31 protein-coding genes are annotated in these 24,247 nt (G+C 66.2%); 15 read left to right on the top strand and 16 right to left on the bottom strand.

The features are described 5' to 3' along the window. Positions 1-33 precede the first annotated feature (33 nt). The 5 genes from VA613_RS10240 to murJ are packed head-to-tail and all read right to left on the bottom strand — an operon-like array spanning position 34 to position 6,374. Complete coding sequence (locus VA613_RS10240) at positions 34-516, bottom strand: FKBP-type peptidyl-prolyl cis-trans isomerase (RefSeq protein ID WP_324778914.1); 483 nt, start codon at positions 514-516, stop codon at positions 34-36. After that, the gene (gene lspA, locus VA613_RS10235; protein ID WP_407702840.1) at positions 513-1,001 is read right to left on the bottom strand and encodes a signal peptidase II; all 489 of its coding nucleotides are present in this window, start codon (positions 999-1,001) and stop codon (positions 513-515) included. Before lspA ends, VA613_RS10240 begins: the two co-directional genes overlap by 4 nt. Then, complete coding sequence (gene ileS / locus VA613_RS10230) at positions 994-3,852, bottom strand: isoleucine--tRNA ligase (protein ID WP_324778913.1); 2,859 nt, start codon at positions 3,850-3,852, stop codon at positions 994-996. The genes lspA and ileS overlap by 8 nt, the downstream gene beginning before the upstream one ends. Then, a complete protein-coding gene (locus VA613_RS10225; protein ID WP_324778912.1) occupies positions 3,845-4,777 on the bottom strand; it encodes a bifunctional riboflavin kinase/FAD synthetase in 933 nt (310 codons plus the stop codon). Before VA613_RS10225 ends, ileS begins: the two co-directional genes overlap by 8 nt. Before the next feature lie 58 nt (positions 4,778-4,835). Then, positions 4,836-6,374 (bottom strand): murein biosynthesis integral membrane protein MurJ, encoded by a 1,539-nt coding sequence (gene murJ / locus VA613_RS10220; protein WP_324778911.1) that lies wholly within the window; start codon positions 6,372-6,374, stop codon positions 4,836-4,838. A 193-nt stretch (positions 6,375-6,567) separates the two neighbouring features. Here murJ and rpsT point away from each other — a divergent pair, with 193 nt between their 5' ends. Next, on the top strand, positions 6,568-6,831 hold the full coding sequence (gene rpsT, locus VA613_RS10215) for a 30S ribosomal protein S20 (RefSeq protein ID WP_324778910.1): 264 nt from the start codon (positions 6,568-6,570) through the stop codon (positions 6,829-6,831). A gap of 85 nt (positions 6,832-6,916) precedes the next feature. Here the strand turns inward: rpsT and VA613_RS10210 are convergent, their stop codons facing one another. Next, entirely contained in the window at positions 6,917-7,198 is a 282-nt protein-coding gene (locus VA613_RS10210) for a DUF3579 domain-containing protein (protein WP_324778909.1), read from the bottom strand. Positions 7,199-7,464: 266 nt separating this feature from the next. Between VA613_RS10210 and VA613_RS10205 the strand changes: the two genes are divergently transcribed. From VA613_RS10205 to VA613_RS10160, 10 genes are all read left to right on the top strand, one after another. Next, entirely contained in the window at positions 7,465-7,968 is a 504-nt protein-coding gene (locus VA613_RS10205; protein ID WP_324778908.1) for a urate hydroxylase PuuD, read from the top strand. Between the two features lie 87 nt (positions 7,969-8,055). Further along, entirely contained in the window at positions 8,056-9,237 is a 1,182-nt protein-coding gene (locus VA613_RS10200) for an acetylornithine transaminase (RefSeq protein ID WP_324778907.1), read from the top strand. Beyond that, positions 9,237-10,154, top strand: a complete 918-nt coding sequence (argF, locus tag VA613_RS10195) for an ornithine carbamoyltransferase (protein WP_324778906.1) — start codon at positions 9,237-9,239, stop codon at positions 10,152-10,154. Before VA613_RS10200 ends, argF begins: the two co-directional genes overlap by 1 nt. Then, positions 10,151-10,390, top strand: a complete 240-nt coding sequence (locus tag VA613_RS10190; RefSeq protein ID WP_324778905.1) for a DUF2283 domain-containing protein — start codon at positions 10,151-10,153, stop codon at positions 10,388-10,390. Before argF ends, VA613_RS10190 begins: the two co-directional genes overlap by 4 nt. A gap of 12 nt (positions 10,391-10,402) precedes the next feature. Continuing rightward, positions 10,403-11,632 (top strand): argininosuccinate synthase, encoded by a 1,230-nt coding sequence (locus tag VA613_RS10185; RefSeq protein ID WP_324778904.1) that lies wholly within the window; start codon positions 10,403-10,405, stop codon positions 11,630-11,632. Positions 11,633-11,634: 2 nt separating this feature from the next. Continuing rightward, the gene (gene ppnP, locus VA613_RS10180) at positions 11,635-11,949 is read left to right on the top strand and encodes a pyrimidine/purine nucleoside phosphorylase (RefSeq protein ID WP_324778903.1); all 315 of its coding nucleotides are present in this window, start codon (positions 11,635-11,637) and stop codon (positions 11,947-11,949) included. Positions 11,950-11,961: 12 nt separating this feature from the next. Further along, the gene (locus VA613_RS10175) at positions 11,962-12,534 is read left to right on the top strand and encodes a hypothetical protein (RefSeq protein ID WP_324778902.1); all 573 of its coding nucleotides are present in this window, start codon (positions 11,962-11,964) and stop codon (positions 12,532-12,534) included. A 127-nt stretch (positions 12,535-12,661) separates the two neighbouring features. After that, positions 12,662-13,147 carry a YajQ family cyclic di-GMP-binding protein gene (locus VA613_RS10170; protein ID WP_324778901.1) on the top strand — a complete coding sequence of 162 codons (486 nt, stop codon included), beginning with the start codon at positions 12,662-12,664 and terminating at the stop codon, positions 13,145-13,147. 43 nt (positions 13,148-13,190) lie between these two features. Beyond that, positions 13,191-13,736 carry a DJ-1 family glyoxalase III gene (locus VA613_RS10165; RefSeq protein WP_324778900.1) on the top strand — a complete coding sequence of 182 codons (546 nt, stop codon included), beginning with the start codon at positions 13,191-13,193 and terminating at the stop codon, positions 13,734-13,736. Between the two features lie 69 nt (positions 13,737-13,805). Next, on the top strand, positions 13,806-14,240 hold the full coding sequence (locus VA613_RS10160; protein WP_324778899.1) for a CBS domain-containing protein: 435 nt from the start codon (positions 13,806-13,808) through the stop codon (positions 14,238-14,240). Positions 14,241-14,352: 112 nt separating this feature from the next. Here VA613_RS10160 and VA613_RS10155 read toward each other — a convergent pair whose 3' ends face one another. The 5 genes from VA613_RS10155 to VA613_RS10135 all read right to left on the bottom strand — a co-directional run bounded on the left by VA613_RS10155 (position 14,353) and on the right by VA613_RS10135 (position 16,941). Next, positions 14,353-14,862 carry a DsrE family protein gene (locus tag VA613_RS10155; RefSeq protein ID WP_324778898.1) on the bottom strand — a complete coding sequence of 170 codons (510 nt, stop codon included), beginning with the start codon at positions 14,860-14,862 and terminating at the stop codon, positions 14,353-14,355. A 30-nt stretch (positions 14,863-14,892) separates the two neighbouring features. Further along, entirely contained in the window at positions 14,893-15,666 is a 774-nt protein-coding gene (gene rsgA, locus VA613_RS10150; protein WP_324778897.1) for a ribosome small subunit-dependent GTPase A, read from the bottom strand. 101 nt (positions 15,667-15,767) lie between these two features. Next, entirely contained in the window at positions 15,768-16,142 is a 375-nt protein-coding gene (locus VA613_RS10145; protein ID WP_324778896.1) for a CZB domain-containing protein, read from the bottom strand. A 138-nt stretch (positions 16,143-16,280) separates the two neighbouring features. Further along, positions 16,281-16,622: a 4a-hydroxytetrahydrobiopterin dehydratase gene (locus VA613_RS10140; protein WP_324778895.1), complete on the bottom strand. Its 342-nt coding sequence runs from the start codon at positions 16,620-16,622 to the stop codon at positions 16,281-16,283. Between the two features lie 10 nt (positions 16,623-16,632). After that, positions 16,633-16,941: a cytochrome c gene (locus VA613_RS10135; protein WP_324778894.1), complete on the bottom strand. Its 309-nt coding sequence runs from the start codon at positions 16,939-16,941 to the stop codon at positions 16,633-16,635. A gap of 112 nt (positions 16,942-17,053) precedes the next feature. Between VA613_RS10135 and orn the strand changes: the two genes are divergently transcribed. Beyond that, entirely contained in the window at positions 17,054-17,602 is a 549-nt protein-coding gene (orn, locus tag VA613_RS10130) for an oligoribonuclease (protein ID WP_324778893.1), read from the top strand. A gap of 91 nt (positions 17,603-17,693) precedes the next feature. On the opposite strand, the gene VA613_RS10125 is transcribed toward orn, so the two are convergent. The 4 genes from VA613_RS10125 to VA613_RS10110 form a co-directional block, all read right to left on the bottom strand. Then, positions 17,694-18,113 carry a PEGA domain-containing protein gene (locus VA613_RS10125; RefSeq protein WP_324778892.1) on the bottom strand — a complete coding sequence of 140 codons (420 nt, stop codon included), beginning with the start codon at positions 18,111-18,113 and terminating at the stop codon, positions 17,694-17,696. 229 nt (positions 18,114-18,342) lie between these two features. Next, the gene (locus tag VA613_RS10120) at positions 18,343-19,701 is read right to left on the bottom strand and encodes a porin (RefSeq protein WP_324778891.1); all 1,359 of its coding nucleotides are present in this window, start codon (positions 19,699-19,701) and stop codon (positions 18,343-18,345) included. Between the two features lie 62 nt (positions 19,702-19,763). Then, the gene (locus VA613_RS10115) at positions 19,764-20,210 is read right to left on the bottom strand and encodes a DsrE family protein (RefSeq protein WP_324778890.1); all 447 of its coding nucleotides are present in this window, start codon (positions 20,208-20,210) and stop codon (positions 19,764-19,766) included. Positions 20,211-20,358: 148 nt separating this feature from the next. Further along, positions 20,359-20,817 (bottom strand): DsrE family protein, encoded by a 459-nt coding sequence (locus tag VA613_RS10110; protein ID WP_324778889.1) that lies wholly within the window; start codon positions 20,815-20,817, stop codon positions 20,359-20,361. Positions 20,818-20,953: 136 nt separating this feature from the next. On the opposite strand from VA613_RS10110, the gene VA613_RS10105 reads away from it, so the two are divergent. Together VA613_RS10105 and VA613_RS10100 are read left to right on the top strand one after the other, a co-directional pair. Continuing rightward, the gene (locus VA613_RS10105) at positions 20,954-21,505 is read left to right on the top strand and encodes an RNA polymerase sigma factor (RefSeq protein WP_324778888.1); all 552 of its coding nucleotides are present in this window, start codon (positions 20,954-20,956) and stop codon (positions 21,503-21,505) included. Then, the gene (locus VA613_RS10100; RefSeq protein WP_324778887.1) at positions 21,502-22,233 is read left to right on the top strand and encodes a hypothetical protein; all 732 of its coding nucleotides are present in this window, start codon (positions 21,502-21,504) and stop codon (positions 22,231-22,233) included. The genes VA613_RS10105 and VA613_RS10100 overlap by 4 nt, the downstream gene beginning before the upstream one ends. A gap of 67 nt (positions 22,234-22,300) precedes the next feature. On the opposite strand, the gene VA613_RS10095 is transcribed toward VA613_RS10100, so the two are convergent. Then, positions 22,301-23,485, bottom strand: a complete 1,185-nt coding sequence (locus tag VA613_RS10095) for a Do family serine endopeptidase (protein ID WP_324778886.1) — start codon at positions 23,483-23,485, stop codon at positions 22,301-22,303. Positions 23,486-23,639: 154 nt separating this feature from the next. Between VA613_RS10095 and petA the strand changes: the two genes are divergently transcribed. Next, the gene (petA, locus tag VA613_RS10090) at positions 23,640-24,245 is read left to right on the top strand and encodes a ubiquinol-cytochrome c reductase iron-sulfur subunit (protein ID WP_324778885.1); all 606 of its coding nucleotides are present in this window, start codon (positions 23,640-23,642) and stop codon (positions 24,243-24,245) included. Positions 24,246-24,247 lie beyond the last annotated feature (2 nt).

The raw sequence follows: 24,247 nt of genomic DNA, 5'->3' as shown, positions 1-24,247 counted from the left end.
GGGCATTCCAGTTTCGGCAGGGCGGGCGAAGCGTCAGGCGTGACCGGCGTGGGACGTCCCCGCGGTGGGTTCGGCGGCGGCAAGGATGCGCTCGACCTCGACTTCGAATTCGATCGAGAGGTCGGCGAGCGGGTGGTTGAAATCGACCTTGACCGTGTCGTCGCCGATTTCGAGGATGCGCCCGGCGAGCGTCTGGCCGTTCGGCATCGAGAATTCGACGAGCGTGTCGACCGCGAATTCCATGTCGTCCGGCAGGTCGGCTTTCCGCAGCGTCTGGACCAGCTCGGGCTGGCTGAGGCCGAACGCCTGCCAGGGTTCCAGCAGGAAGACGTGGCGCTCGCCCGGAACGAGGTCGACCAGCCATTCTTCCAGCGTCGGGGCGAGCGTGCCGTCGCCCAGCGTGATCGTCTCCGGCGCCGCATCGTCGAAGTTCGAGACGATGTCCTCGCCGCCGCGCGGGCGCAGCGCGTAGCGCAGCTCGAGCGTGTCGCCGCGGGCGACCGTGCGTATCGTCATCGCGTGCCCGGCTTTCTGTGCAGGCTGTCCCAGACCAGCAGGGCAGCGCCGATGGTGATCGCAGAGTCGGCGACGTTGAAGGCCGGCCACGCGAAGCTGCGGTAGTGGAAATAGAGGAAGTCGATCACGTGGCCGAGCACGACGCGGTCGATGACGTTGCCGAGCGCGCCGCCGAGCACCAGGGCGAGTGCGACGGCCATGCGACCGTCCTCGGCATGGCGCTTCAGCAGGCGCATGATCACCACGGTGGCGACGATGCCGACAGCGATGAAGAACCAGCGCTGCCAGCCGCCGGCATCGGCCAGGAAGCTGAATGCGGCGCCCGTGTTGTGCACGAGCACCAGCGAGAAGAAGGGCAGCACCGGGATGGCTTGCTGGTAGTCGAGCGCCGACGACACCCAGAATTTGGTCAGGTGGTCGGCGACGATGACGGCGACGGCGAGGCCGAGCCATTTGCGCATCGCCGGGCTGAAGAAATCACGCATGCTTGCGCACCTCGCCGGTGCCATGGAGGTTGGAGACGCAGCGTCCGCACAGCCCGGGATGCTCGGGGTGGGCATCGACGTCGGCGCGATAGTGCCAGCAGCGGTCGCATTTCTGCGACGTACTCGGCGCGACTTCGACGCGGTCGGCGTTGGCCGGGACAACGCGCGCCTGCGACGTGATCAGCACGAAGCGCAGATCGTCGCCGAGCGGCGCGAGCAGGGCGTAGGTATCGGGGCTGGCGTGCAGCGTGACCTCTGCCTGCAGCGACGAACCGATGCCGCCGGCAACGCGAAGGGTCTCGAGTTCCTTCGACACCATCGCGCGCACGGCGCGGATGCGGGTCCAGCGCTCGAGGAGCGCTTCTTCGCCGGCCTGTTCCGGCAGCGCATGCCAGGTGTGCAGGAAGACCGAATCGTCAACTGGTGTGGGCCCAGCGTTCGCTCCCGCGCCCGCGGGGCGGGGGAGGGTTGGGGAGGGGGCGGCCAGCTGCTCCCACACCTCCTCGCCGGTGAACGACAGGATCGGCGCCATCCAGCGCACCAGTGCGTGCGTGAGATGGTAGAGCGCGTTCTGCGCGGCGCGCCGCGCGCGGCTGTCGGCGCCGCTGGTATAGAGGCGGTCCTTCAGGATGTCGAGGTAGAAGCCGCCGAGATCCTCGGAGCAGAAGGATTGCAGCTTCTGCACGATGAAGTGGAATTCGTAGGCGTCGTAGTGGGCCTGCAGCTCGCCCTGCAATTGGCGGGCGAGTGCCAGCGCGTAGCGATCGATCTCCAGCCAGTCCTCGATCGGCAGCGCATGCGCCTTGGGGTCGAAGTCGGACAGGTTGGCGAGCAGGAATTTCAGGGTGTTGCGGATGCGGCGGTAGCTCTCGACGACGCGCTTCAGGATCTCGTCCGAGATCGACAGCTCGCCGGAGTAGTCGGTGGTCGCGACCCACAGCCGCAGGATGTCGGCGCCGTACTGGTCCATGACCTTCTGCGGCGCGACGACGTTGCCCTTCGACTTGCTCATCTTGTGGCCCTTGCCGTCGACGACGAAGCCGTGGGTCAGCAGCGCGTCATAGGGCGCGCGGCCGTCGGTCGCGCAGCCGGTCAGGAGCGAGGACTGGAACCAGCCGCGGTGCTGGTCCGAGCCTTCGAGGTAGAGGTCGGCCGGATGCGCGAGCTCGGGGCGGCGCTTCAGCACGCAGGCGTGGGTGACGCCGGAATCGAACCAGACGTCGAGCGTGTGGCCGGTCTTGTCGTAGTGCGCGGCGTCGTCGCCGAGGAGCTCGGCCGGGTCGAGCGCGAACCAGGCCTCGATGCCCTGCTGCTCGACGCGCTGGGCGACGATTTCCAGCAGCTCCGGCGTCCTGGGGTGCAGTTCGCCGGTCTCCTTGTGGGTGAAGAAGGGCATCGGCACGCCCCAGTTGCGCTGGCGCGAGACGCACCAGTCGGGGCGGTTCCGGATCATCGCCTCGAGCCGCGCGCGGCCCCAGTGCGGGAAGAACTGCGTGGCGTCGACCGCCGCCATCGCCTGCTCGCGCAGGGTTTTCCGCTTCCCGCTCTCCGCTCCCCGCTCTCCGCTCTCCATGCCGATGAACCACTGCCGCGTCGCGCGGAAGATGATCGGCGTCTTGTGGCGCCAGCAGTGCGGGTAGCTGTGCAGCAGCTTCTCGTGTGCGAGCAGGCTGCCATTCGCTTGCAGCGTCTCGACGATCAGCGGGTTGGCCTGCCAGATGCTCATGCCGCCGACCAGCGGCACGCTGGCGTAGAAGCGGCCGTCGTCGCCGACGGGGTTGTCGACTTTCAAGCCGTAGCGGCTGCCGACGACGTAGTCGTCGAGGCCGTGGCCGGGCGCGGTGTGCACGGCGCCGGTGCCGGCGTCGGCGGTCACGTGGTCGCCGACGATCACCGGTACCTGGCGTTCCTGGAAGGGGTGCCACAGCAGCACGCCTTCGAGCGCCTGGCCGGTGGTGTGCGCGACGACTTCGGCGGCTTCGCTCAAACCGTAGCGTGCGAGCGCGGCCTCGCGCAGGCTCTCCGCCAGGATCAGCAGGCCCTTGCTCGTGCGCACCAGCGCGTACTGGAATTCAGGATGCAGCGAGACGGCCTGGTTGGCGGGCAGCGTCCAGGGCGTCGTCGTCCAGATGACGAGCTGGACCGGCTGGTCGACCGCAGCGAGATCAAAACGGCGCGCGAGATCGGCGGGGTCGGCCACGGTGAAGCCGACATCGATCGCCGGCGACGTCTTGTCCTCGTACTCGACCTCGGCCTCGGCGAGCGCCGAGCCGCAGTCGACGCACCAGTGCACGGGCTTCGCGCCCTGGTAAAGATAGCCCGCCTGCTGGATCTGCCCCAGCACGCGCAGCTGCTCGGCCTCGAACGAGAAGTCCATCGTGCGATAGGGATTCTCCCAGTCGCCCAGCACGCCGAGGCGGATGAAGTCGGCCTTCTGGCGCTCGATCTGCTCCGCCGCGTAGGCGCGGCACAGCTCACGGAACGTCGCCGCATCGATATTCTTGCCGTGGGTTTTCTCGACCTGCAGCTCGATCGGCAGGCCATGGCAGTCCCAGCCCGGCACGTAGGGCGCGTCGAAGCCGCTCAAGGTTTTCGATTTGACGATGATGTCCTTGAGGATCTTGTTGACCGCGTGGCCGATGTGGATGTCGCCGTTGGCGTAGGGCGGGCCGTCGTGCAGGATGAACTTGGGCCGGCCCGCCGCGGCCTTGCGGATCGCCTCGTAGCGCTTCTTCTCCTGCCAGGCCTTGACCCAGCCGGGCTCGCGCTTGGCGAGGTCGCCGCGCATCGGGAACGGGGTGTCGGGCAGGTTGAGCGTGCTCTTGTAATCGGGCTTGGCGTAGTCAGGCATGACGTTGCTTCAAAAAGGTTTTGGCGTTGTCGACGTCGCGGCGGATCTGCGCGACGAGTGCGTCGAGGTCGGGATATTTTTCTTCGTCGCGCAGCTTGTGCAGGAAATCCACGCGCACCCGGCGGCCGTAGATGTCGGCGCCGAAATCGAACAGGTGTACTTCGAGCACGGGCACGGCGTCCGCGCCCTTGACGGTGGGCCGCTTGCCGAGGCTCGCCACCCCGGGCAGCGGTTCGCCGTTCAAGCCGCAGAGTTCGACCGCGAAGATGCCGATCAGCGGCGGGCGATTGTGCTTGAGCTGGATGTTGGCCGTGGGGAAGCCGATGTCGCGGCCGAGCTTGTCGCCATGCACGACGCGCCCGGAGATGCTGTAGGGCCGGCCCAGCAGGCGCGCGGCGTGCGCGAGCTCGCCGGCGGCGAGCGCCTGCCGCACCGCGGTCGACGAGGCGCGCTCGCCGGCGATTTCCACGGTCGGCAGGAACTCGGCGTCGAAGCCAAGCGCGGTGCCTGCCTGCTGCAGCAGGGCGAAGTCGCCCGCGCGCCGGGCGCCGTAACGGAAATCGTCGCCGACGAGGACGTATTTGGCCTGCAGCGTGCGGCCGAGCACCTGTTCGATGAAGGACTCGGCGCTCAGCGAGGAGAACGCGCGATCGAAGCGGAACACGTGGAAACGGTCGACGCCCAGCCGCTGCAGGCATTCGGCCTTCTCGCGCAGCGTCGAGAGGCGTGCCGGCGCCTGCTCCGGCGCGAAGAATTCGCGCGGATGCGGCTCGAAGCTCAGCACGCAGCTCGGCAGGCCGCGCGTGCGCGCCACGTCCAGCAGGCGTGCGAGCATGGCCTGGTGGCCCAGGTGGAGGCCGTCGAAATTGCCGATCGTGACCGCATGGGGCGTGCCGAGCGGGCGAAAACCGTGGGTGATGCGCATGGCGTGAAGCAGAGGGAGAACCGGCGCGAAAAGGCCTAATTCTAGCCGATTCAGCGACTTATTCGGCTGCCCGGCGGACGAACTGGCGGGGCCGGAAGCCCATCAGCCCCAGCGTGCCGAAATAGACCGCGATTCCGCCGCCGACCAGCAGTGCCAGCCGCGCCAGCCGCTCGTAGGCGCGGGCGGCCAGCCACCATTGCGTGTCTCCCATGGCGAAATAGAGCAGGGCTGCCATCAGGGAGACCGCCAGTGCGACGCGCATCAGATAGCCCGTCCATCCCGGCTGCGGCTGGTACACCCGGTGTTTCTTCAGCAGATGCAGCAGCAGCGCGGCATTGAGGCAGGCACCCAGCCCGATCGCCAGCGCCAGCCCGGCATGGCCCAGCGGGAAGATGAAGGCGAGGTTCATCAGCTGGGTGGCGACCAGCGTCAGGATGGCGACCTTGACCGGCGTGCGGATGTTCTGCCGCGCGTAGAAGCCGGGGGCCAGCACCTTGACGAGGATCAGGCCGACCAGCCCGAGGCTGTAGGCTACCAGCGCGTGCTGGGTCATGCTGACGTCGTGCGCGCCGAACGCGCCGTAGCGGAACAGCGTGGTGATGAGCGGCACGGCCAGCACGGCGAGCGCGGCGGCCGACGGCAAGGCCAGCAGCAAGGTGAGGCGCAGGCCCCAGTCCAGCAGCCTGGAATACTCGACCGGCGAGTCGTCGGCATAATGCTTGGCGAGGCTCGGCAGCAGGATGGTGCCGAGCGCCACCCCGAGCATGCCGGTGGGAAACTCCATCAGGCGGTCGGCGTAATACAGCCACGACACGCTGCCGGTGGCGAGGAAGGAGGCGAAGATCGTGTTGATCAGCAGGCTGATCTGGGCCACCGAGACGCCGAGCGTGGCCGGCGCCATCAGCCGCAGGATGCGCTTGACACCGGGGTCGTTGAAGTGGCGCGTGGGGCGCGGCAGGATGTCGATCTTCGCCAGATGCGGCAGCATCCACGCCAGTTGCAGCACGCCGCCGAGCGCGACGCCCCAGCCGAGCGCCAGCACCGGGGGGTCGAAGTAGGGCGCCAGTCCGAGCGCCGCGACGATCATCGCGACGTTGAGCAGCACCGGCGCGAACGCCGGTACCGAAAACTTGCTGTAGGTGTTCAGGATGCCTGCCGCCAGCGCGACCAGCGAAATGAAGACGATGTAGGGGAAGGTGATGCGCAGCAGCGTCACGGTCAGCGCAAATTTTTCGGGGTCGGCACGGAAGCCCGGTGCGCTGACATAGGCGACCCACGGGGCGCCGACGATGCCGAGCAGGGCGACCGCCACCAGCGCCAGCGTCAGCGCCGAGCCCACCTGGCTGACCAGCAGCTGCGTGGCGTCGTGTCCCTGGCGATTCTTGTATTCCGCGAGGATGGGGACGAAGGCCTGCGAAAACGCGCCCTCCGCGAAAAGCCGCCGCAGCAGGTTGGGGATCTTGAAGGCGACGAAGAAGGCGTCGGTCGCCAGGCCGGCGCCGAACACGCGGGCGACGATCGTGTCGCGCGCGAAACCCAGGATGCGGGAGAGCAGGGTCATGCTGCTGACCGCAGCGAGGGCTTTGAGAAGGTTCATGGGGGCGGCCGGGTTTTGCGCGCATTGTGCGGGCCGCGCGACCGCATCGCAACTCCGCCTGCAACGGACTTGATTTTTTGTTCCCTTGTCCCGTACAATCGCGGGCTTTGGTGAATCGGCCCCGTCCTCGACGCCGGGGTGACTCGGATCAATTCGCCCTGCACCTCGTGCAGGGCCTACAGGAGCAGAATATATGGCGAACTCCGCCCAGGCCCGCAAACGTGCCCGTCAGGCATCCGCACAGCGCGACCACAACATGAGCCAGCGCTCGGAGCTGCGCACCGCGATCAAGAAGGTCCGCAAGGCCATTGAGGCCGGCGACAAGGCAGCTGCCCAGGCCGTCTTCCAGGCGTCCATGAGCGTGATCGACAGCATCGCCGACAAGCAGATCATCCACAAGAACAAGGCCGCGCGCCACAAGAGCCGCCTTTCGCTCGCCGTCAAGGGCATGGCCTGAGCACGTGAACTCCCGGCTCGGTGATCGAGCCGGAAACAGAAAACGCCGCGAATTGCGGCGTTTTTTTATGGCCGACCGCGGGGTTTCAGTCGGCGTTGTCCGTCTGCAGTTCGTTGCTCTGCGCGAACGCCTGCAGGAAGCGGTAGGCGGTCGGATCGCTCTCCTTGAGCTTCTTGTCCACTGCCACGCAGCGGATGCCGTCCAGCGTGATCGGCTGCACGTACGGAGAATAGCTCATCCGGTTGTTGGGGTCGACGACCGCGAAGGCACCGGCGAGACGGTCGGCCCAGTCGCTCGGCCGGAACCGCGTCCCCTTGGTGGTCATGCCGCGAATGATGAAGGCGGCGTGGGCAGTGGCGTCATCCATGGAGTGGGTGGGCGGCGGCGTAAGGAATGGCTTGATTTTAGCATGCAGGCCGCTCGGCACAGGGCAGGCGAACTTGCGGGCGGGCGGCGTTTTGAAGATACTGGCGCGGGGTTTCCCCGGCGGGGAAGCCCGACAATGATATCGACAAGCAAGGAGGAATCGTGAAAAACCCGCTGGATTCGCTGTGGGGCACCGTGATCGCCGGCGTCGTCCTGACCGCCGTCTTGTATGTCTTTACGCGAAATTTTCTGGGCTGAGGGGGCACAATGGAAAGCAACGTGGTTGTCGTTTCGGCCCTGGCGCGCTGGATTCACTTCATGGCGGGCATCATGTGGATCGGCCTGCTGTACTACTTCAATTTCGTCCAGGTCGCCGCGCTGAAGAACGCCGCCGCCGACGGCACGGCCGCCGGCATCACCAAGCATGTGGCACCGCGCGCGCTGCTGTTCTTCCGCTGGGCGGCCGTGCTGACCTGGATCGCCGGCGCGGCATTGCTGGGGCCGCACTTCACCGACGCCTTCCTGCTGCGCAACGGCATGGGACCGATCGGTATCGGCGCCTGGCTCGGCACCATCATGCTGTTCAACGTCTGGTTCCTGATCTGGCCGAACCAGAAGAAGATCCTCGGCATGGTGCCCGCGTCCGACGACGAGAAGAACAAGGCGCGCCGGGTGGCGTTCCTGGCGTCGCGCACCAATACGATGCTGTCGATCCCGATGCTTTTCTTCATGGCCAACGGGATGTCTCATTCGGCGCTTTTCGGCCTATAATCAAGGCGCTGCATGCCGAATACGGCGGCCTAGGCCGCCGTATTTCATTTTAAGAACAGCACTTTGAAGGTGCTGCCGAGGACTGCCATGACGACACATTTGATGAACACCTACGCACGCCAGCCGGTTGCCTTCGTGCGCGGCGAAGGGGCTTACCTGTGGGACGAATCCGGCAAGCGCTACCTCGATGCCGTGGCCGGCGTGGCGGTGAACGGACTGGGCCACGCCCATCCCAAGCTGGTAAAGGCCATTACCGATCAGGCCGCGTCGCTGATCCATTCGTCCAACCTGTATCGCGTCCTGCGCCAGGAACAGCTGGCCGACAAGCTGTGCGAGCTGTCGGGCATGGACCGCGCGTTCTTCTGCAACTCCGGCTGCGAGGCCAACGAGGCGGCGATCAAGCTGGCACGCCTGTACGGCCACAACAAGGGCATCGAGGTGCCGACCATCATCGTGATGGAGAAGGCCTTCCACGGCCGCACCATGGCGACGCTGACAGCGACCGGCAGCCGCAAGATCCAGGCCGGCTTCGAGCCGCTGTTGTCGGGCTTTGCGCGGGTGCCGTTCAACGACCTCGAGGCGATCCGCCATGTCGCCGAGCACAACAAGAGCGTCGTCGCGGTGCTGGTCGAGGTGGTGCAGGGCGAGGGCGGCATCAACATCATGCCCGCCGACATCCTCGCCGAGCTGCGCAGGATCTGCGACCAGCACGGCTGGCTGCTGATGCTCGACGAAGTCCAGACCGGCATCGGCCGCACCGGCACCTGGTTCGGCTTCCAGCATGCCGGCGTGATGCCCGACGTGATGGCACTGGCGAAGGGCCTCGGCTCGGGCGTGCCGATCGGCGCCTGCCTCGCGCGCGGCGCGGCGGCCGAGGTGTTCCAGCCGGGCAACCACGGCTCGACCTTCGGCGGCAACCCGCTCGCCTGCGCCGCCGCGCTGGCGACGCTCGAAGCGATCGAGGAGGAACGCCTGCTGGATAACGTGAAGCTGCGCGGCGAGGCGATCCGCGCCGGGCTGCGCGACGCGCTCGCCGGCGTGCACGGCGTCGTCGACATCCGCGGCGAGGGCATGATGATCGGCGTCGAGCTCGACCGCCCGTGCGGCGAGCTGGTGGCCGTGGCGCGCGACGCCGGCGTGCTGATCAACGTCACCTCCGACACGGTGATCCGCCTGGTGCCACCGCTGATCTACGGCGCGGCCGAGGTCGACGCGCTGGTCGCGGCCGTGTCGGGGATCGTCAGGAACTACCTGCAGCAGGCGGCGTGATGATCAAGCATTTCCTGCAATTCAAGGATCTCACGCGCGACGAACACCTTTACCTGTTCGACCGCGCGCGCGTGATCAAGTCGCGCTTCAAGCGCTACCAGCCCTACCATCCGCTGGTCGACCGCACGCTGGCGATGATCTTCGAGAAAAGCTCGACCCGCACGCGGCTGTCGTTCGAGGCCGGCATGCACCAGCTCGGCGGCTCGGCGATCTACCTCAATACGCGCGATACCCAGCTCGGGCGCGGCGAGCCGGTCGAGGACGCCGGCGAGGTGATCTCGCGCATGGTCGACATCGTGATGATTCGCACCTTCGAGCAGGAGATCATCGAGCGCTTCGCCTCGCACTCGCGCGTGCCGGTGATCAACGGCCTGACCAACGAATACCACCCCTGCCAGATCCTCGCCGACATCTTCACCTTCATCGAGCATCGCGGCTCGATCCAGGGCAGGACCGTGGCGTGGATCGGCGACTCCAACAATATGTGCAACACCTGGCTGCAGGCGGCCGAGGTGCTCGACTTCAACGTGCATGTGTCGACCCCGCCCGGCTACGAGGTCGAGCCCGAGCGCGCCAACCTCTACGGCACCGACCACTTCGAGAGCTTCGCCGACCCGATGGACGCCTGCCGCGGCGCAGATCTCGTCACCACCGACGTCTGGACCAGCATGGGCTGGGAGGCGGAGAACGAGGAGCGGATGAAGGCCTTCGCCGACTGGCAGGTCGACGCCGACATGATGAAGGTCGCCAGGCCCGACGCAGTCTTCATGCACTGCCTGCCCGCGCACCGCGGCGAGGAAGTCACCGCCGAGGTGATCGACGGCCCGCAGTCGGTGGTGTGGGACGAGGCCGAGAACCGCCTGCACGTGCAGAAGGCCCTGATGGAATATCTACTGCTTGGAAAAATCGAATCATGAACATCGCCTACTTCAAGGACATGGATTCGCTCTATGTCGAAATCAGCCCCGAGAATCCCGCGCAGGCGTGGGAAGCGCACGAGGGCATCGTGCTGAACCTTTCGGAGGACGGCCGCGTCGTCGGCATCGAGATCGAGAAGGCGAGCCTCGCCACCAACCTCGACATCCTGAAGATCGGCGGCTTCCCCGGCCAGGTCGAGGTCATCGACAAGAACCAATCCGGCTCCACCCATTAACCATCGAGCATCATGAGCGACATCAAGAAAGTTGTGCTGGCCTATTCCGGCGGCCTCGACACCTCGGTCATCCTGAAATGGCTGCAGGACACGTACCAATGTGAAGTGGTGACCTTCACCGCCGACCTCGGCCAGGGCGAGGAACTCGAACCGGCGCGTCAGAAGGCGCTGAAGTTCGGCATCAAGCCCGAGTCGATCTACATCGACGACCTGCGCGAGGAATTCGTGCGCGACTTCGTGTTCCCGATGTTCCGCGCCAACACCGTGTACGAGGGCGAGTACCTGCTCGGCACCTCGATCGCGCGTCCGTTGATCGCCAAGCGCCTGATCGAGATCGTCAACGCCACCGGCGCCGATGCCATCTGCCACGGCGCCACCGGCAAGGGCAACGACCAGGTGCGCTTCGAGCTCGGTGCCTACGCGCTGAAGCCCGACGTCAAGGTGATCGCGCCCTGGCGCGAGTGGGACCTGCTGTCGCGTGAAAAACTGCTCGCCTACGCCGAGTCGCACGGCATCCCCATCGACATGAAGCACCGCCAGGGCGGCTCGCCGTATTCGATGGATGCCAACCTGCTGCACATCTCCTACGAAGGTCGCCATCTGGAGGACCCCAATGCCGAGGCCGAGGAGGACATGTGGCGCTGGACCGTGTCGCCGGAGAAGGCGCCCGATGCGGCCGAATACCTCGAACTGACCTATGCCAAGGGCGACGTCGTCGCGATCAACGGCCAGGCCATGCGCGCCCACGAAGTGCTTGCCAAGCTCAACGAACTCGGCGGCAAGCACGGCATCGGCCGCCTCGACCTGGTCGAAAACCGCTACGTCGGCATGAAGTCGCGCGGCTGCTACGAAACCCCCGGCGGCACCATCCTGCTGAAGGCGCACCGCGCGATCGAGTCGATCACGCTCGACCGCGAGGTCGCGCATCTGAAAGACGACCTGATGCCGCGCTACGCCAGCCTGATCTACAACGGCTACTGGTGGAGCCCGGAACGGAAGGCGCTGCAGGTGCTGATCGACCACACCCAGCAGCACGTCAACGGCACGGTGCGGCTCAAGCTCTACAAGGGCAACGTCATCGTCGTCGGCCGCGATTCGAAGACCGATTCGTTGTTCGACTCGACCATCGCCACGTTCGAGGACGACGCCGGCGCCTACGACCAGAAGGACGCGGGCGGCTTCATCAAGCTCAACGCGCTGCGCATGCGCATCGCCGCCAAACTCGACGCACGGAGAAAATAAGCATGTCCATGTTCGACAACATCAGCGTGGTCAAGAAGGCCAACGTCTATTTCGACGGCAAGTGCGTCTCCCACACCGTGCAGTTTCCCGACGGCACGCGGAAGTCGGTCGGCGTGATCCTGCCGTCCACGCTCACCTTCAACACCGGTGCGCCGGAGATCATGGAAGGCGTCGCCGGCTCCTGCCGCGTGCGGCTGGCCGGCGAAACCGAGTGGAAGACCTACCATGCCGGCGAGTCCTTCGACGTGCCCGCCAACTCGAGCTTCGACATCGAGGTGATGGGCGATCCGTACCACTACGTCTGCCACTTCGGCTGATCGCAGCAGGCCATGACCACCGTCACCGTCGTCCGGAAGGAAGGCCGCATCGCAATCGCCGCCGACACGTTGACGAAGTGGGGCGGCGGCAAGGAGTCGGCCGACTACGTGGCGAACCACGAGAAGATCATCCGCGTCGGCGACAGCTACGTCGCGATCACGGGGTCGGCGACGTTCAAGCTGATCCTGGCCGACTATTTCGCCTCGCTGGAGGAGACGCCGCCGCTCGATTCGGTGGCCAGCATCTTCAGCGTGTGGAACACAATGCACGGGACGCTGAAGGAACAGTATTACCTGCAGACCGGCGAGGACAAGGAAGAGGATCTCGAATCGTCGCGCATGGACGTGCTGATCGCCAATCGCCACGGCATCTTCGGCGTGGCGGCGCACCGCACCGTGCAGGAGTTCTCGAAGTTCTACGCCTACGGCAGCGGCAGTTCCTACGCGCTGGGCGCGATGTACGCGGCCTATCGCGCGCCCTCGCTCGACGCCGAGGCGATCGCGCGGCTGGGGGTGATGGCGGCAGCCGAGTTCCACGACGAGTCGGGACTGCCGGTGCAGTCGTTCAGGTTCGACGTCGCGTAGCGACGCGCTGGGCCTCTCGCCCGCTTGCGGGCTGCGGAAGGGGCGCTGCGAAGCGGCGGGGACCCACCGGCATCCTCCTCGCGGGTGAGAGGGTGGGGAGAGGGGAAATTGGAAAGGGAGCAGCAACATGCCGAGTTTTGACATCGTGTCCGAGGTCGACAAACAGGAAGTCCGCAACGCGGTCGACCAGGTCAACAAGGAAGTCTCGACCCGTTTCGACTTCAAGGGGTCCGACGCCCGCGTCGAGCAGGCCGAGTATGTGCTGACGGTCTACGCCGACACCGAATTCCAGCTCGACCAGGTGCAGGACATCCTGGCGCAGAAGCTTTCCAAGCGCGGCGTCGACGTCAAGTGCCTCGATATCGGCAACGTCGAGAAGGTGTCCGGCAACAAGGTCAAGCGCAGCGTGACGGTGAAGACCGGCGTCGAGACCGAACTGGCGAAGAAGATCGTCAAGTGCGTCAAGGACAGCAAGCTCAAGGTGCAGGCCAGCATCCAGGGCGACAGCGTGCGCGTCTCGGGCGCCAAGCGCGACACCCTGCAGGAGGCGATCGCGCTGGTGAAGAAGACCATCACCGATTTCCCGCTGCAGTTCCAGAATTTCCGCGACTGATTTCCGGCCGCGCATTCCCAACTCTGTTGACGAGGAGGCGAACATGGCCAAGGTCCTGGTTCCCCTGGCGGACGGCTGCGAGGAGCTCGAAGCCGTCACCATCATCGATCTCTTGCGCCGTGCCGGCATCGAGGTGACGACCGCCGGATTGAAGCCGGGCATCGTCAGCGCGAGCCGCGGCGTCCAGCTGGTTCCCGACGTCACGCTCGACGTTGCCCTGCAGGACGACTACGACATGGTCGTGCTGCCGGGCGGCATGCCGGGCGCCGCCCATCTCAAGGACGACCCGCGCATCATCCGGCTCTTGCAGGAGATGGCGGCGGCCGGCAGGTACACCGCCGCGATCTGCGCCGCGCCCATGGTGCTCGCCGAGGCGGGCGTGCTCGATGGCCGGCAGGCGACCAGCTATCCGGGCTTCCTCGACGGCCTGCCCGGGGTCCGGGTGCGCGCCGAAGCGGTGGTACAGGACGGCAGCGTGCTGACCTCGCGCGGCCCGGGCACGGCGATGGACTTCGCGCTGGCGCTGGTGGAGGTGCTGGCGGGGGCCGGCAAGCGGCAGCAGGTCGAAGCCGGCCTGGTCAGGCCGTAGCCGCTGCGGCCTGCCATTGTTCGGTATCATTGGGCCCATAGCCATACCAAAGCGCAACGGGAGACCCGCATGCAGATACGCGAAATTCTTACCCTCAAGAGCGACGCCATCCACAGCATCGCGCCGACCGACACGGTCGAGAGCGCGGTCACCAAGCTGGTGGGCCTGGGGGTCGGCTCGCTGGTCGTGCTGAAGGAGGGCCAGATGGTCGGCCTGCTGACCGAGCGCGATGTCGTCAAGGGCATGGTCGCGCAGGGCTGCGACCTCAAGGATGCGCAGGTCAGCACCATCATGGTGACCGATCCGGTCGTCGCCAACGCCGACGATTCGATCGACTATGCGCGCGACGTCATGACCAAGTCGCACATCGGCCACCTGCCGATTCTCGACGGCAACAGCTTGCTCGGCATCATTTCCTTCCACGACGTGGCGCGCGCCTGCCTCAAGGAAGCGAACTTCGAGAACAGCCTGCTCAAGCGCTACATCAAGCACTGGCCGGAGTAAGGCCGGTCCAGCGCTTGAGGCCCCGGCCGGCCCTCTCCCAGACCCGCTCCCCAACCCGCCCCCTCAAGGGGGAGGGGGCGAACGTCGGGGCCTCCGGCCCGGCCCAAACCGATCAACGGATCGTCTCGATGTCGAAGGTCTTTTCCAGGACCTTCGGCACGATCAGGGCATGGCCCCGCTGCTGCCAGTACGCCAGTTCGGTGATCGCGTTGGGCACGACCTCGACGAAGTCCTGGAAGTCCTCGACGCGGTAGCCGAAATCGGCGGCGGCCTGCCCGCAGACCTTGAACTTCACGCCCAGGCTCGCGTAATAGCGCATGCGGTCGACCACCTCCTGATACCGCGCCTCGTTCTTTTTCGCCAGCGTCACGATTTCGTTGCCGTGGATCACGACGACGATGTCCAGGTCCTCCGGCGCGTAGTCGTAGGGTGCCTCCATCAGCGGATTCATCAGCGAGCGAACCCAGTAGAGCGCGCTGCCGATTTTCCGGGGGTCGTCCAGATAGAACTCGAAGACGGCCTTGACCGGCGTGTAGGGGGTCGCGACCCATGTGCCGCCCGCGTGCGCCGACGGGCCCAGGCCGAGCCATAACATCGTCAACAGGAACAGCACGCGCTTCATGACGGTCTCCCCGACGGCCTGGTTGCTTTTTTATAGGCGCTGGGCGGCGGCCTGCTGCAGGCGGCGCAGGGCCTGGAAAAGCTGGAGTCGCGACGAATCGATCTCGCCCGCCTGCACCGCTTCCCGGATCCGGCAGCCCGGCTCGGACTCGTGGCGGCAGTCGCGGAAGCGGCATTGCCCGAGATAGGGGCGGAATTCGACGAAGGCGTGCGCCAGCGCGCCGGCATCCAGATGCTGCAGCGCGAATTCCTGCAGCCCCGGCGAATCGATCACCGCCGACTCCGCGTCCAGCCGGTGGAGGCGGGTATGGGTGGTGGTATGGCGCCCGCTGTCGAGCGCCTCGGAATACTCGGCCGTCGCCATGCCGGCATCCGGAAACAGGGTGTTGACGAGGGTCGACTTGCCCATCCCGGACTGTCCGATCAGGAGCGTGGTGTGGCCATGCAGTGCCGGGCGCAGCGGCGACACGTCCGCCAGCGCCGACAGCGCGACCAGCGGGTAGCCGATCCGGGTGAGCAGCGCCAGGCGCGCGTGTGCCGCCGGCGTTTCCGGCAGGTCGGCCTTGTTGAGGACCAGCAGGCTGGAGATGCCCTGCTCCTCGGCGGCGAGAATGCAGCGCTGAACCAGTTCCAGCGAGAAGCTCGGGCGGGCCGCGACGACCACGGCGAGCTGGGTGACGTTGGCCGCGATGGCCTTGGTCTTGAAGGCGTCGGAACGGTAGAGCAGGCTGGTGCGCGGCAGGACCGCCTCGATCACGCCGGCCTTGCCGTCGCGCCGGACGGTGACGCGGTCGCCGCACACCACGTGCAGATGGCGGCCCTTGACCTGGCAGGGCAGCTCGCCATCCGCGGTCTCGACGATGAAGCGGCGGCTGAAGGCCGCGACGACCTGTCCCGTGCCGGTGTTCAGAATCGCGGCGTTCCTTCGGCGGCCGCCTTGACCTGCTGGGACAGGCCGATCAGGCGGTGCTTGAGTTTTTCGGACAGCTTGGAGTAGTCGCCCTGCAGCAGCTTCTCGGCTTCGTCGGTCTTGCCGGCGAGATGCAGCGCGACGACCTCCGCGGCATTCTGGTGGAACTGGGCGTGCAGGGCCCGCACCTCCTCGTAGCGCGGCAGGTCGGCCATCGCGCGGCCGGCCCCGTAGATCCACTTGCCCAACGCGCAGCGATCGTCGGTGCGGATCGCCTCCGGATCCAGGGTTTCCGTGCTGCTGCCCGCGATGAACGCGGTCAGGCGCTGCTTCCACATCACATGGGCGCCGATGATCTCCATCCAGTTCATGCTCGAATCTGCCTCAGGCCAACCGTGTCGTAAGGGAAATCGGCCGAAACCGGCGGGGACTTGAGCGCGGCGCGATCATGCGGCGAACCCCGGAGGCGCGACCCTCAGACCGCCTCGTCCCGGACCCGCTCCCCCGGCTCAGATGTCGAGGAGCGCATCGACCTTGGCGGCGCAGATGAAATCGTTCTCCGACAGCCCCCCGATCGCGTGCGTCCAGTACTCGACCCGGACCGTGTTGTAGCCGACGATCAGGAAGGGATGGTGGTCTTCGCGGTGCGACACCCACATCACGGCATTGGCGAAGGCCTGCGCCTGGTAGTGGTCCTTGAACTTGTACTCCTTGGCGATCTTGATGCCGTCGCGCTGCCAGCCGGTCAGGCCCTTCAGGAGCGGGGCGATCTGGGCATCGGTCAGCGGCGCGACGCCGCCTTCGCAGGGCGCGCATTTCTTGCGGACGAGTTCTTCGACAACGGTGGTCATGGGGACTTCCTTACTTGAACTTGTAGTACTGCTGATTGAGATAGGCACCGACGTGCACTTCGTCCTCCGGGAACCAGCCGGCCCCGGTATTGGCGTTGCACGCGGCAATGCGCGCGGCGAGCTGCTGCGCGTTCTTGATCTTGCGGTCGGGGCGCGTGTAGATCTCGCTGCCGTCGCCACCGAACATGCTGGCATGGCAGCTGATGCAGGCCTTGTCATGCAGGGCCTTGCCCTTCACGGGGTCGCCCTTGGCGAAGGGCGCGGCCTGGGCGCTGCCGGCCAGGAGCGCCAGGCAGGTGAAAGCGGTCAAGGTGTTCATGCGGATCTCCTGACGGGACGATCCGCACATTATCGCCACAGGCCCGCGATTGCGCCAGCGCCGGACGCGTCGTGTGCGAAAATGGCGGACTGTTTTTCGAAGGAACGCCGATATGCCCCTGAATCCCACGCATCTCCTCTGGCTCGACATGGAAATGACCGGCCTGTCGCCGGACACCGACCGCATCATCGAGCTCGCCATCGTCGTCACCGATGCCGACCTCAACACCGTCGCCGAGGGGCCGGTGCTGGTGGTCCACCAGCCGGACGAGGTGATGAACGCGATGGACGCATGGAACAAGGGCACGCACGGCAAATCCGGGCTGATCGACCGCGTCAGGGCGTCGCAGCTCGACGAGGCCGAGGCCGAGGCGCAGATGCTCGAGTTCGTGAGGCAGCACGTCCCGCCGCGCACGTCGCCGATGTGCGGCAATTCGATCTGCCAGGACCGCCGCTTCCTGGCGCGCTACATGCCGCAACTCGAAGCCTTCTTCCATTACCGCAATCTCGACGTCAGCACCCTGAAGGAACTCGCCAAGCGCTGGCGGCCCGGGCTGTCTGAGGCGTTCAAGAAGTCGAACAAGCACGAGGCGCTGGCGGACATCTACGAGTCGATCGACGAGCTCCGCTACTACCGCGAGCATTTCATCCGCGGCGAATGAAAAGAAGGGGCGTTCCCGGAACGCCCCTGACCCTGCATGGCCGTGCGGCATGCCCCGCACCCGCATCGCCCGCTCCGGGGCGGAAAGGCCATCAAAGCTGGTCGAGGATGCGGGTACGCAGCCGGTTGTACTCCTCGTCGCTGATCAGGCCCTTCTCGTGCAGGGCCTCGATGCGCTCCAGGCGCTCCGTCGGATCCCCGGACGTCGAGCCGGGCTTGGCCGCAGCAGGCGCGTCGGGCCGGTAATTCGGGTCGCATTTCAGCCTGGCGCGGACGTCCCGCGACAGGATCGAGTCATTGACGTCGGTCGACCAGGGCTCGCAGCCGGCCTTCTTGAGCGTGAGCGTGCCGTAATAGCGATACGACAACCCCACGAAACCCGAGCGGAAGTGATCGGCGGGATTGATTTCGATCGGCGTCGCGCCGAGCGCCGCGCCGTCCGCATAGGCGGTCGCGCCGGCCGGGTCGGAGGTGATGCGGATATGGCCCGCCTTTGCGTTGCTGGCGTCCATTGCGGCGCATCCCGAGAGGGCGGCCGCGGCTACGAGGGGCAGCAGCCAGCTGATCCTGGCAGGGTGGGGGGCGTGCATTGCGTTCCTTTCTGAATGAGGGCATCGAAGTGGCCCGGCCATGGGGCGATCCGGGCACTTCGGCTGGGCTGAGCGCCGGCGGCGCAAAAAAAACCCCACCCGGAGCCGGGCGGGGGAGCAGGAGACCTCTGCAGAGGCGTTGCATGCGCGTTTAGAAGATGGCCGTCACCTGCAGGCCGATCTTGTTGCCGACGCCGCTCAGGTTCTTGTTGGCGTTGACGCACTGCGGGGTGTTGGCCGTGCACTCGAAGTTGCGGATCTCGTAGTTGAGCGTGAGCCGCGTTTTCGGGTTGAGGTGGTACTGCGCGCCCAGCGTCCACTTCGAGAACGTGTGTTCGTCGTTGCGTCCCTTCAGCAGATCCACGGTGTCGTAGCGCGCATCGAGCTCGAACTTGGTCTTCGGGATGTGCCAGCCGCCTTCCACGTACCAGCCGCTGCCTTTGCCGTCCGCGCCGTTGTTGACGCCGGTGGTGTTGGCGGGGTTCGCGAAATAGAAGCTCGGTTTGTCCGGTCCCTCGAAGATCATGCCGTCGGCCGTGATGTACTCGGCCGTGAGGCGGAAGGGGTTCTTCCTGTAGGTCATCCCCAGGCCGGCACGGTTCCGGTCATACAGCTTCGGGTTGGCCACGCTGTCGTTCGTGTTGTCCAGCAGGCGCTTGCCCCACTGGCCCCAGGCGAAGAACTTCATCCCTTCGGCGCGCGGCCCCGCGCCGCCGTATTTCTTCTCGGCGGACAGGTAGAGGTACTTGTCGTACTGTCCATCGTAGTTGCTGAACTCGATGCCGTTGCCGTTGCCGATCATGGCCGCGTACGATACTTCCCAGTCGTGGCCGACGTCGAAGGCGTCGAAGACCTGTGCGCCGACGTCGCGGAAGGCGCCCACCGGGCCGGTGAAGCCGTTCAGGCTGGAACCGCTTTGCAGCTGGGTTTCCGTGTACGGGCCGACGTTGGCCGTGTAGGCGCGCTGGGGGAAGCGTTCCAGCAGGAGCTGGTTGGCGGGCTCGGAGAAATTGATGTAGTCGAAGGTCTGGATGCCCTGCAGCGCTTCCTCGGCGCCAGGGGTCTTGAACAGGCCGGCGCGGATGCGTGCGCCCGGAATGTAGTTCAGGGTGACGCTCGCGTCGGTCAGCTTGGCGAACGCGCCGTTCCCCGACGTGATGCCGTTGTTGCCCATTTCCAGCAGCAGGAAGTAGTTGATGTGGCTGTCGATCGGGAAGCCGGTGCCGCGCACCCCGATGCGCGCCCGGCTGATGTTGAAGCCGGACTGGGACTCGAGGTCGGGGCCGAGCATCTTCGGCGGGACGTACTGGCCGGCCGTATTGGGGTCGCTGAAGTCCTTCTGGTAGTCGGCCTGGACAAAGCCCCAGACGTTGGCGCGCGCGCTGGCCCCGACAGGTTCGGTGCCCTGCAGCATCAGCCAGTTGATTGCATGAGCCGGGCCGCTGCCGGCGAGCGCCAGGGTGCAGGCCGCACCCAGCACGCTGTACTTGAACGTGTTCAGTCTTTTCATTGTTCCATGTCTCCTTGAGCGTGGTTTGGATTCGAGTTGTTCGGTGGCGTGAGAGGCCGGGGTCAGGGCCTGACGTAGATGTATCCCTGCTTGACCAGCTCGCCGATGCGGACGATGCCGCCCGGGACGACCTTGGCCGCCGGATTCAGCTTGGGCGCGTAGCCGAGTTGCTGGGTCATGCCCTTCAGCGTGTTGCCGCAGGCCGAGAAGCGCACCCCGCTCATGGCGAGCGATTCGACGCGCTTGGCGTTGACGTTGTCGGCGAACAGCAGGCGCAGCCCCGGCCCGTAGGCGACGATCTCCACGTCGACATCGCCCGGCGGGTAGGCGTCGAGCAGGTTGCGTGCGTTGTTCAGGATGAGATCCTGCTTGGACGGATCCATGTCGCTGATGTGGAGCACGTACTTGTAGTCGGCCATGCTGGCGTCCGCCGCGAGCGCGGGAGACGTGGCCGTGACGAGCAGCAGCGACGCAAGGGTGAGGAAGAAGGTTCGAACGAGTTTCAGCATGTCTTGTCTCCGCACGGATGCGATCCGTGGCATTCATCCCAAGCGGAGACAAAAAGACCCCCCCTGCACGTGCGAGCACGTGCATGCCTCCCCCTGGTGGTTGATCAGCCGCCCGAATCCGGGCGGTATGGTTCTTGTGGTGTGGCGATCAGGGCTTTATGTACACATAGCCCTCCTTCGCCTGGAGGCGTGCGACCTCGGCGACGCCGGACGGCACCACCTCGGCTTCCATGATCACGGCGTCGTCGTTCAGGTGGCGGCTCTGCAGCGTGTTGTGACAGACGCGGAAGCTGACGCCGCGCGCCTTCAGGGCCGCGACCTCCGGTTCATAGGCGTTGCCCTTGCCGTCCTTGGCGTCGTTGAGCAGGAAGTCGATGCCCTTGCCGTGTGCGACCACGACGACCTTGGTATTGGGCGCGGCATTGAGCTCGTTGTTCACGTTGTGCAGCGCGGCGGTGGCCACCGATGCGTCGTTGATGTGGTACACGACTTTCACCGGCGCCTCCGCCTGTGCGGCTGCACCTGCGGGCGCGGCGTGGGCCGCCGGTGCTGCGCCCAGCATCAGGGCGGCGACAAGCGGGGCAATGTGGGTCAGGGTGTGTTTCATGGATGGTCTCCGGGGTTGTTGTGGCGAGCCGTTCGATGCGGCTCTGGAGATAAAGACGATTTATCTGGGACGCTTATTCCATTTTCCCGGGCTGATTCTTGTGGAATAAATGAACCATGAGTCCCGTCTCTGGAGCATGAGCTTGATAACCCGTCTGTTGTTCGGCCTGCGCACCGACATCGAGGCATTGCGCCCGGTGCTCTACCGCATCGCCTACGCCTGGTGCCACGACGAGGCGCTCGCCGACGACCTGGTGCAGGAAACCCTTTCCAAGGCCTGGGCGCGCCGCAGCCAGCTGCGCGAGGCGGCGGCGATGAAGGGGTGGCTGGTGGCGATCATGAACCGCTGCTGGCTCGACCAGTTGCGCAGCCGACGCGATTTCGAGGACGTGGAGGACTGGCAGGATGAGCTGGCATGCCATGCCGACACGCCCGAGGCGCGTTGCAATCGCGAGCAGGTCATCGCTTCCGTTCGCGCGGCGGTGGCGCGCCTGCCGCTCGGGCAGCGCCAGGTGCTGACCCTGGTCGATCTGGAGGAGTTCGGCTACGCTGAGGTCGCCGAAATTCTCGATATTCCGGTCGGCACGGTGATGAGCCGGCTGTCGCGCGCGCGCGCGAGCTTGAAGAATTTGCTGGATGCTGCGATGCAGCAGCCGGGCGTGCAGCCCGTGCTGAGGAGAGTGAAATGAATCCCGCCGTTTCGGATGAAACCCTGAATGCCTTCGTCGATGGCGAACTCGACGTTGCCGAGAGCGAGGCCCTGATCGCGCGGATGCGCGAAGACAAGGCGCTTGCGCAGCGGGTGTGCGCCCTGCGCAGCCTGCAAACCATGGTTCGCCTCGCCTACACCGAGCCGCCCGCCGCTGCGGGACGGAAGACAGGTGCGCTGCCGTCCCGGAAGTTTGTCCAGCGTTGTGCGTTCGGCTGCCTCGTGCTGCTCGCCGGCCTCGCGACCGGCTGGGCGTTGCGGGGCGCGGGAGGCGCGCTCATCGCCACCGGGCCGGTCGTGCCCGGCGCGAATTTTCACGCGGTCAGCCTCAAGCAGCAGGCCGATCCGGACCGGATCCTGCTGCACCTCGACAGCGGCACGCCCGGCAAGATGGAGGCGCTGCTCGACCAGGCGGAAGGCCTGCTCGACGCAGCGCGGCAGCGGGGAAGGACGATGCAGCTCGAGGTGATCGTCAACAGCCAGGGAATCGACCTGCTGCGCGCGGACCACAATCCCTATGCGGCACGCATCGCGCAGATGAAGGCGCGTCACCCCAACCTGCAATGGGTGGCGTGCGGCCAGTCCGTCGCGCGCTTTCGCAGCGAAGGCCAGGACGTGAAACTGCTCCGCGCCGCGCAGACGACACCGACCGCCATCGGCGAGATCGTGACCCGCCTGCAGCAGGGCTGGACCTACATCCGCGTCTGAGCAGCGACGCCGCCCCGGTGCCGCGCGCCGGTGCCCTGCGCGCGCGTCGTCGCCGGGCTGCTTGCGCTCAGTTGGCCTCGGGTTCCTGGGGCTGCTCGACCGTCCGCTGGATGGGACGGCGGCCGACCTGGACCTTGAGATCCAGCGACTGTTGTTTGCGTGCCACGGTCAGGTCCGCGCTGGCGCCGGGCTTCAGTGCGGCGATCAGGTTGAGCAGCGACGCCGAGTCCGACACCGCGCGGCCGTTCACCGCGAGCAGCACATCGCCCGGCCGCACGCCGCCAGCGTCGGCCGGGCCGCCCTTGAGGACGCCGGCGATCAGCGCACCCTGTGCATTCTTCAGGCTGAACGATTCCGCGAGCTCGGGGCTGAGGTCCTGGACCTCGACGCCGACCCAGCCGCGCGTCACGCTGCCGGTCTTGATGATCTGCTCCATGACCTGGCGCGCGATGCTGACCGGAATGGCGAAGCCGATGCCCTGCGATCCGCCGGTGCGGGAATAGATCGCGCTGTTGATGCCGACCAGGTTGCCCGTCGCGTCGACCAGCGCGCCGCCCGAGTTGCCGGGGTTAATCGCGGCGTCGGTCTGGATGAAGTTCTCGAAGGTGTTGATGCCGAGATGCGTGCGGCCGAGCGCGCTGACGATGCCGGCGGTGACGGTCTGGCCGACGCCGAAGGGGTTGCCCACCGCCAGCACCCAGTCGCCGACCTTGAGGCTGTCCGCTTCGGCGAAGGTGATGGCGGGAAGGTTGGTGGCGTCGATTTTCAGCACCGCGAGATCGGTTTCCGGATCCGCGCCGACCACGCGTGCGGGGACGGTCTTGCCGTCGGACAGTGCGACCTCGATCTGGTCGGCGGCCTCGACGACATGCTCGTTGGTGAGGATGTAGCCGTTGGGGCTGACGATCACCCCGGACCCGAGGTTGGACACCTCGCGCGGGCGCGGGTCGACGCGGTCGCCGAAGAAGTAGCGGAAGATCGGATCCTGCAGGGCAGGGTGGGCGGGGCTGCTGACCTTCTGCTGCGTGAAGACGTTGACCACCGCGGGGATCACCTTCTGCGCCGCGGGCGCGAACGATTCCACCGGGGTGGGCGCGCGGACGACCGGCTGGGTCGCCTGGTTGATCGTGAGGCTGGCCCCCTGCGGCTGCCAGTGCAGCAGTTCGGGCTTGAACAGCGCGACGATGAACAGCACCCCCAGCGCCACCGTCGTGGTCTGGGCGAACAGCAGCCAGAATTTGCGAATTTGCATTTTGATTAAATTCAGAGACTTGCCGTGACTTGCGGCCCGCAGATTATAGCCCAGCGCCGCCGGGCGTTGCGCCATGCCCACAACAGGCTTCCGGTCGGGGCGGCAATTTGGTTAGAATGCCGGTTTTATCGCAACACGTTCAGGTTAGGGAAACATGAGCCAGGAAGCCGAAGGGCAAAAAGTGGACACACGTAAACGAAAATTCCTGATCGCCGCGACCAGCGCCGTTGGCGGGGTCGCAGTGGCGGGCGTGGCCGTGCCGCTGGTGATGAGCATGCTGCCGAGCGCGCGCGCGAAAGCGGCGGGCGCACCGGTGGAAGTCGACATCAGCAAGGTCGAGCCCGGCATGCTGCTGACCGCGGAATGGCGCGGCAAGCCCGTGTGGATCGTCAACCGCACCAAGGAAATGCTCGACCTGCTCGGCAAGCACGACGACAAGCTGGTCGACCCCAACAGCGAGCAGCCGCAGCAGCCCCCGTACTGCAAGAATGCGACCCGCTCGATCAAGCCCGAGTTCCTGGTGGCGGTGGGCATCTGCACCCACCTCGGCTGCTCGCCGACCTACCGCAAGGAAGTCGGCGCCGCCGACCTGGGCGCGGACTGGCCGGGCGGCTTCCTCTGCCCCTGCCACGGCTCGCGCTTCGACCTGGCTGCCCGCGTGTTCAAGAACGTGCCGGCGCCGATCAACCTGCTTATCCCGCCTCATCAATACCTCAGCGAGACCAAATTGCTGATCGGTGTGGACAAAAAAGGAGCTTAATA

The organism is Thiobacillus sp. SCUT-2 (assembly GCF_035621355.1).
GTDB lineage: Bacteria > Pseudomonadota > Gammaproteobacteria > Burkholderiales > Thiobacillaceae > Thiobacillus > Thiobacillus sedimenti.
The sequence above is the reverse complement of the archived record's forward strand: the minus strand, read 5'-3'. Positions and strand labels throughout refer to the sequence as shown.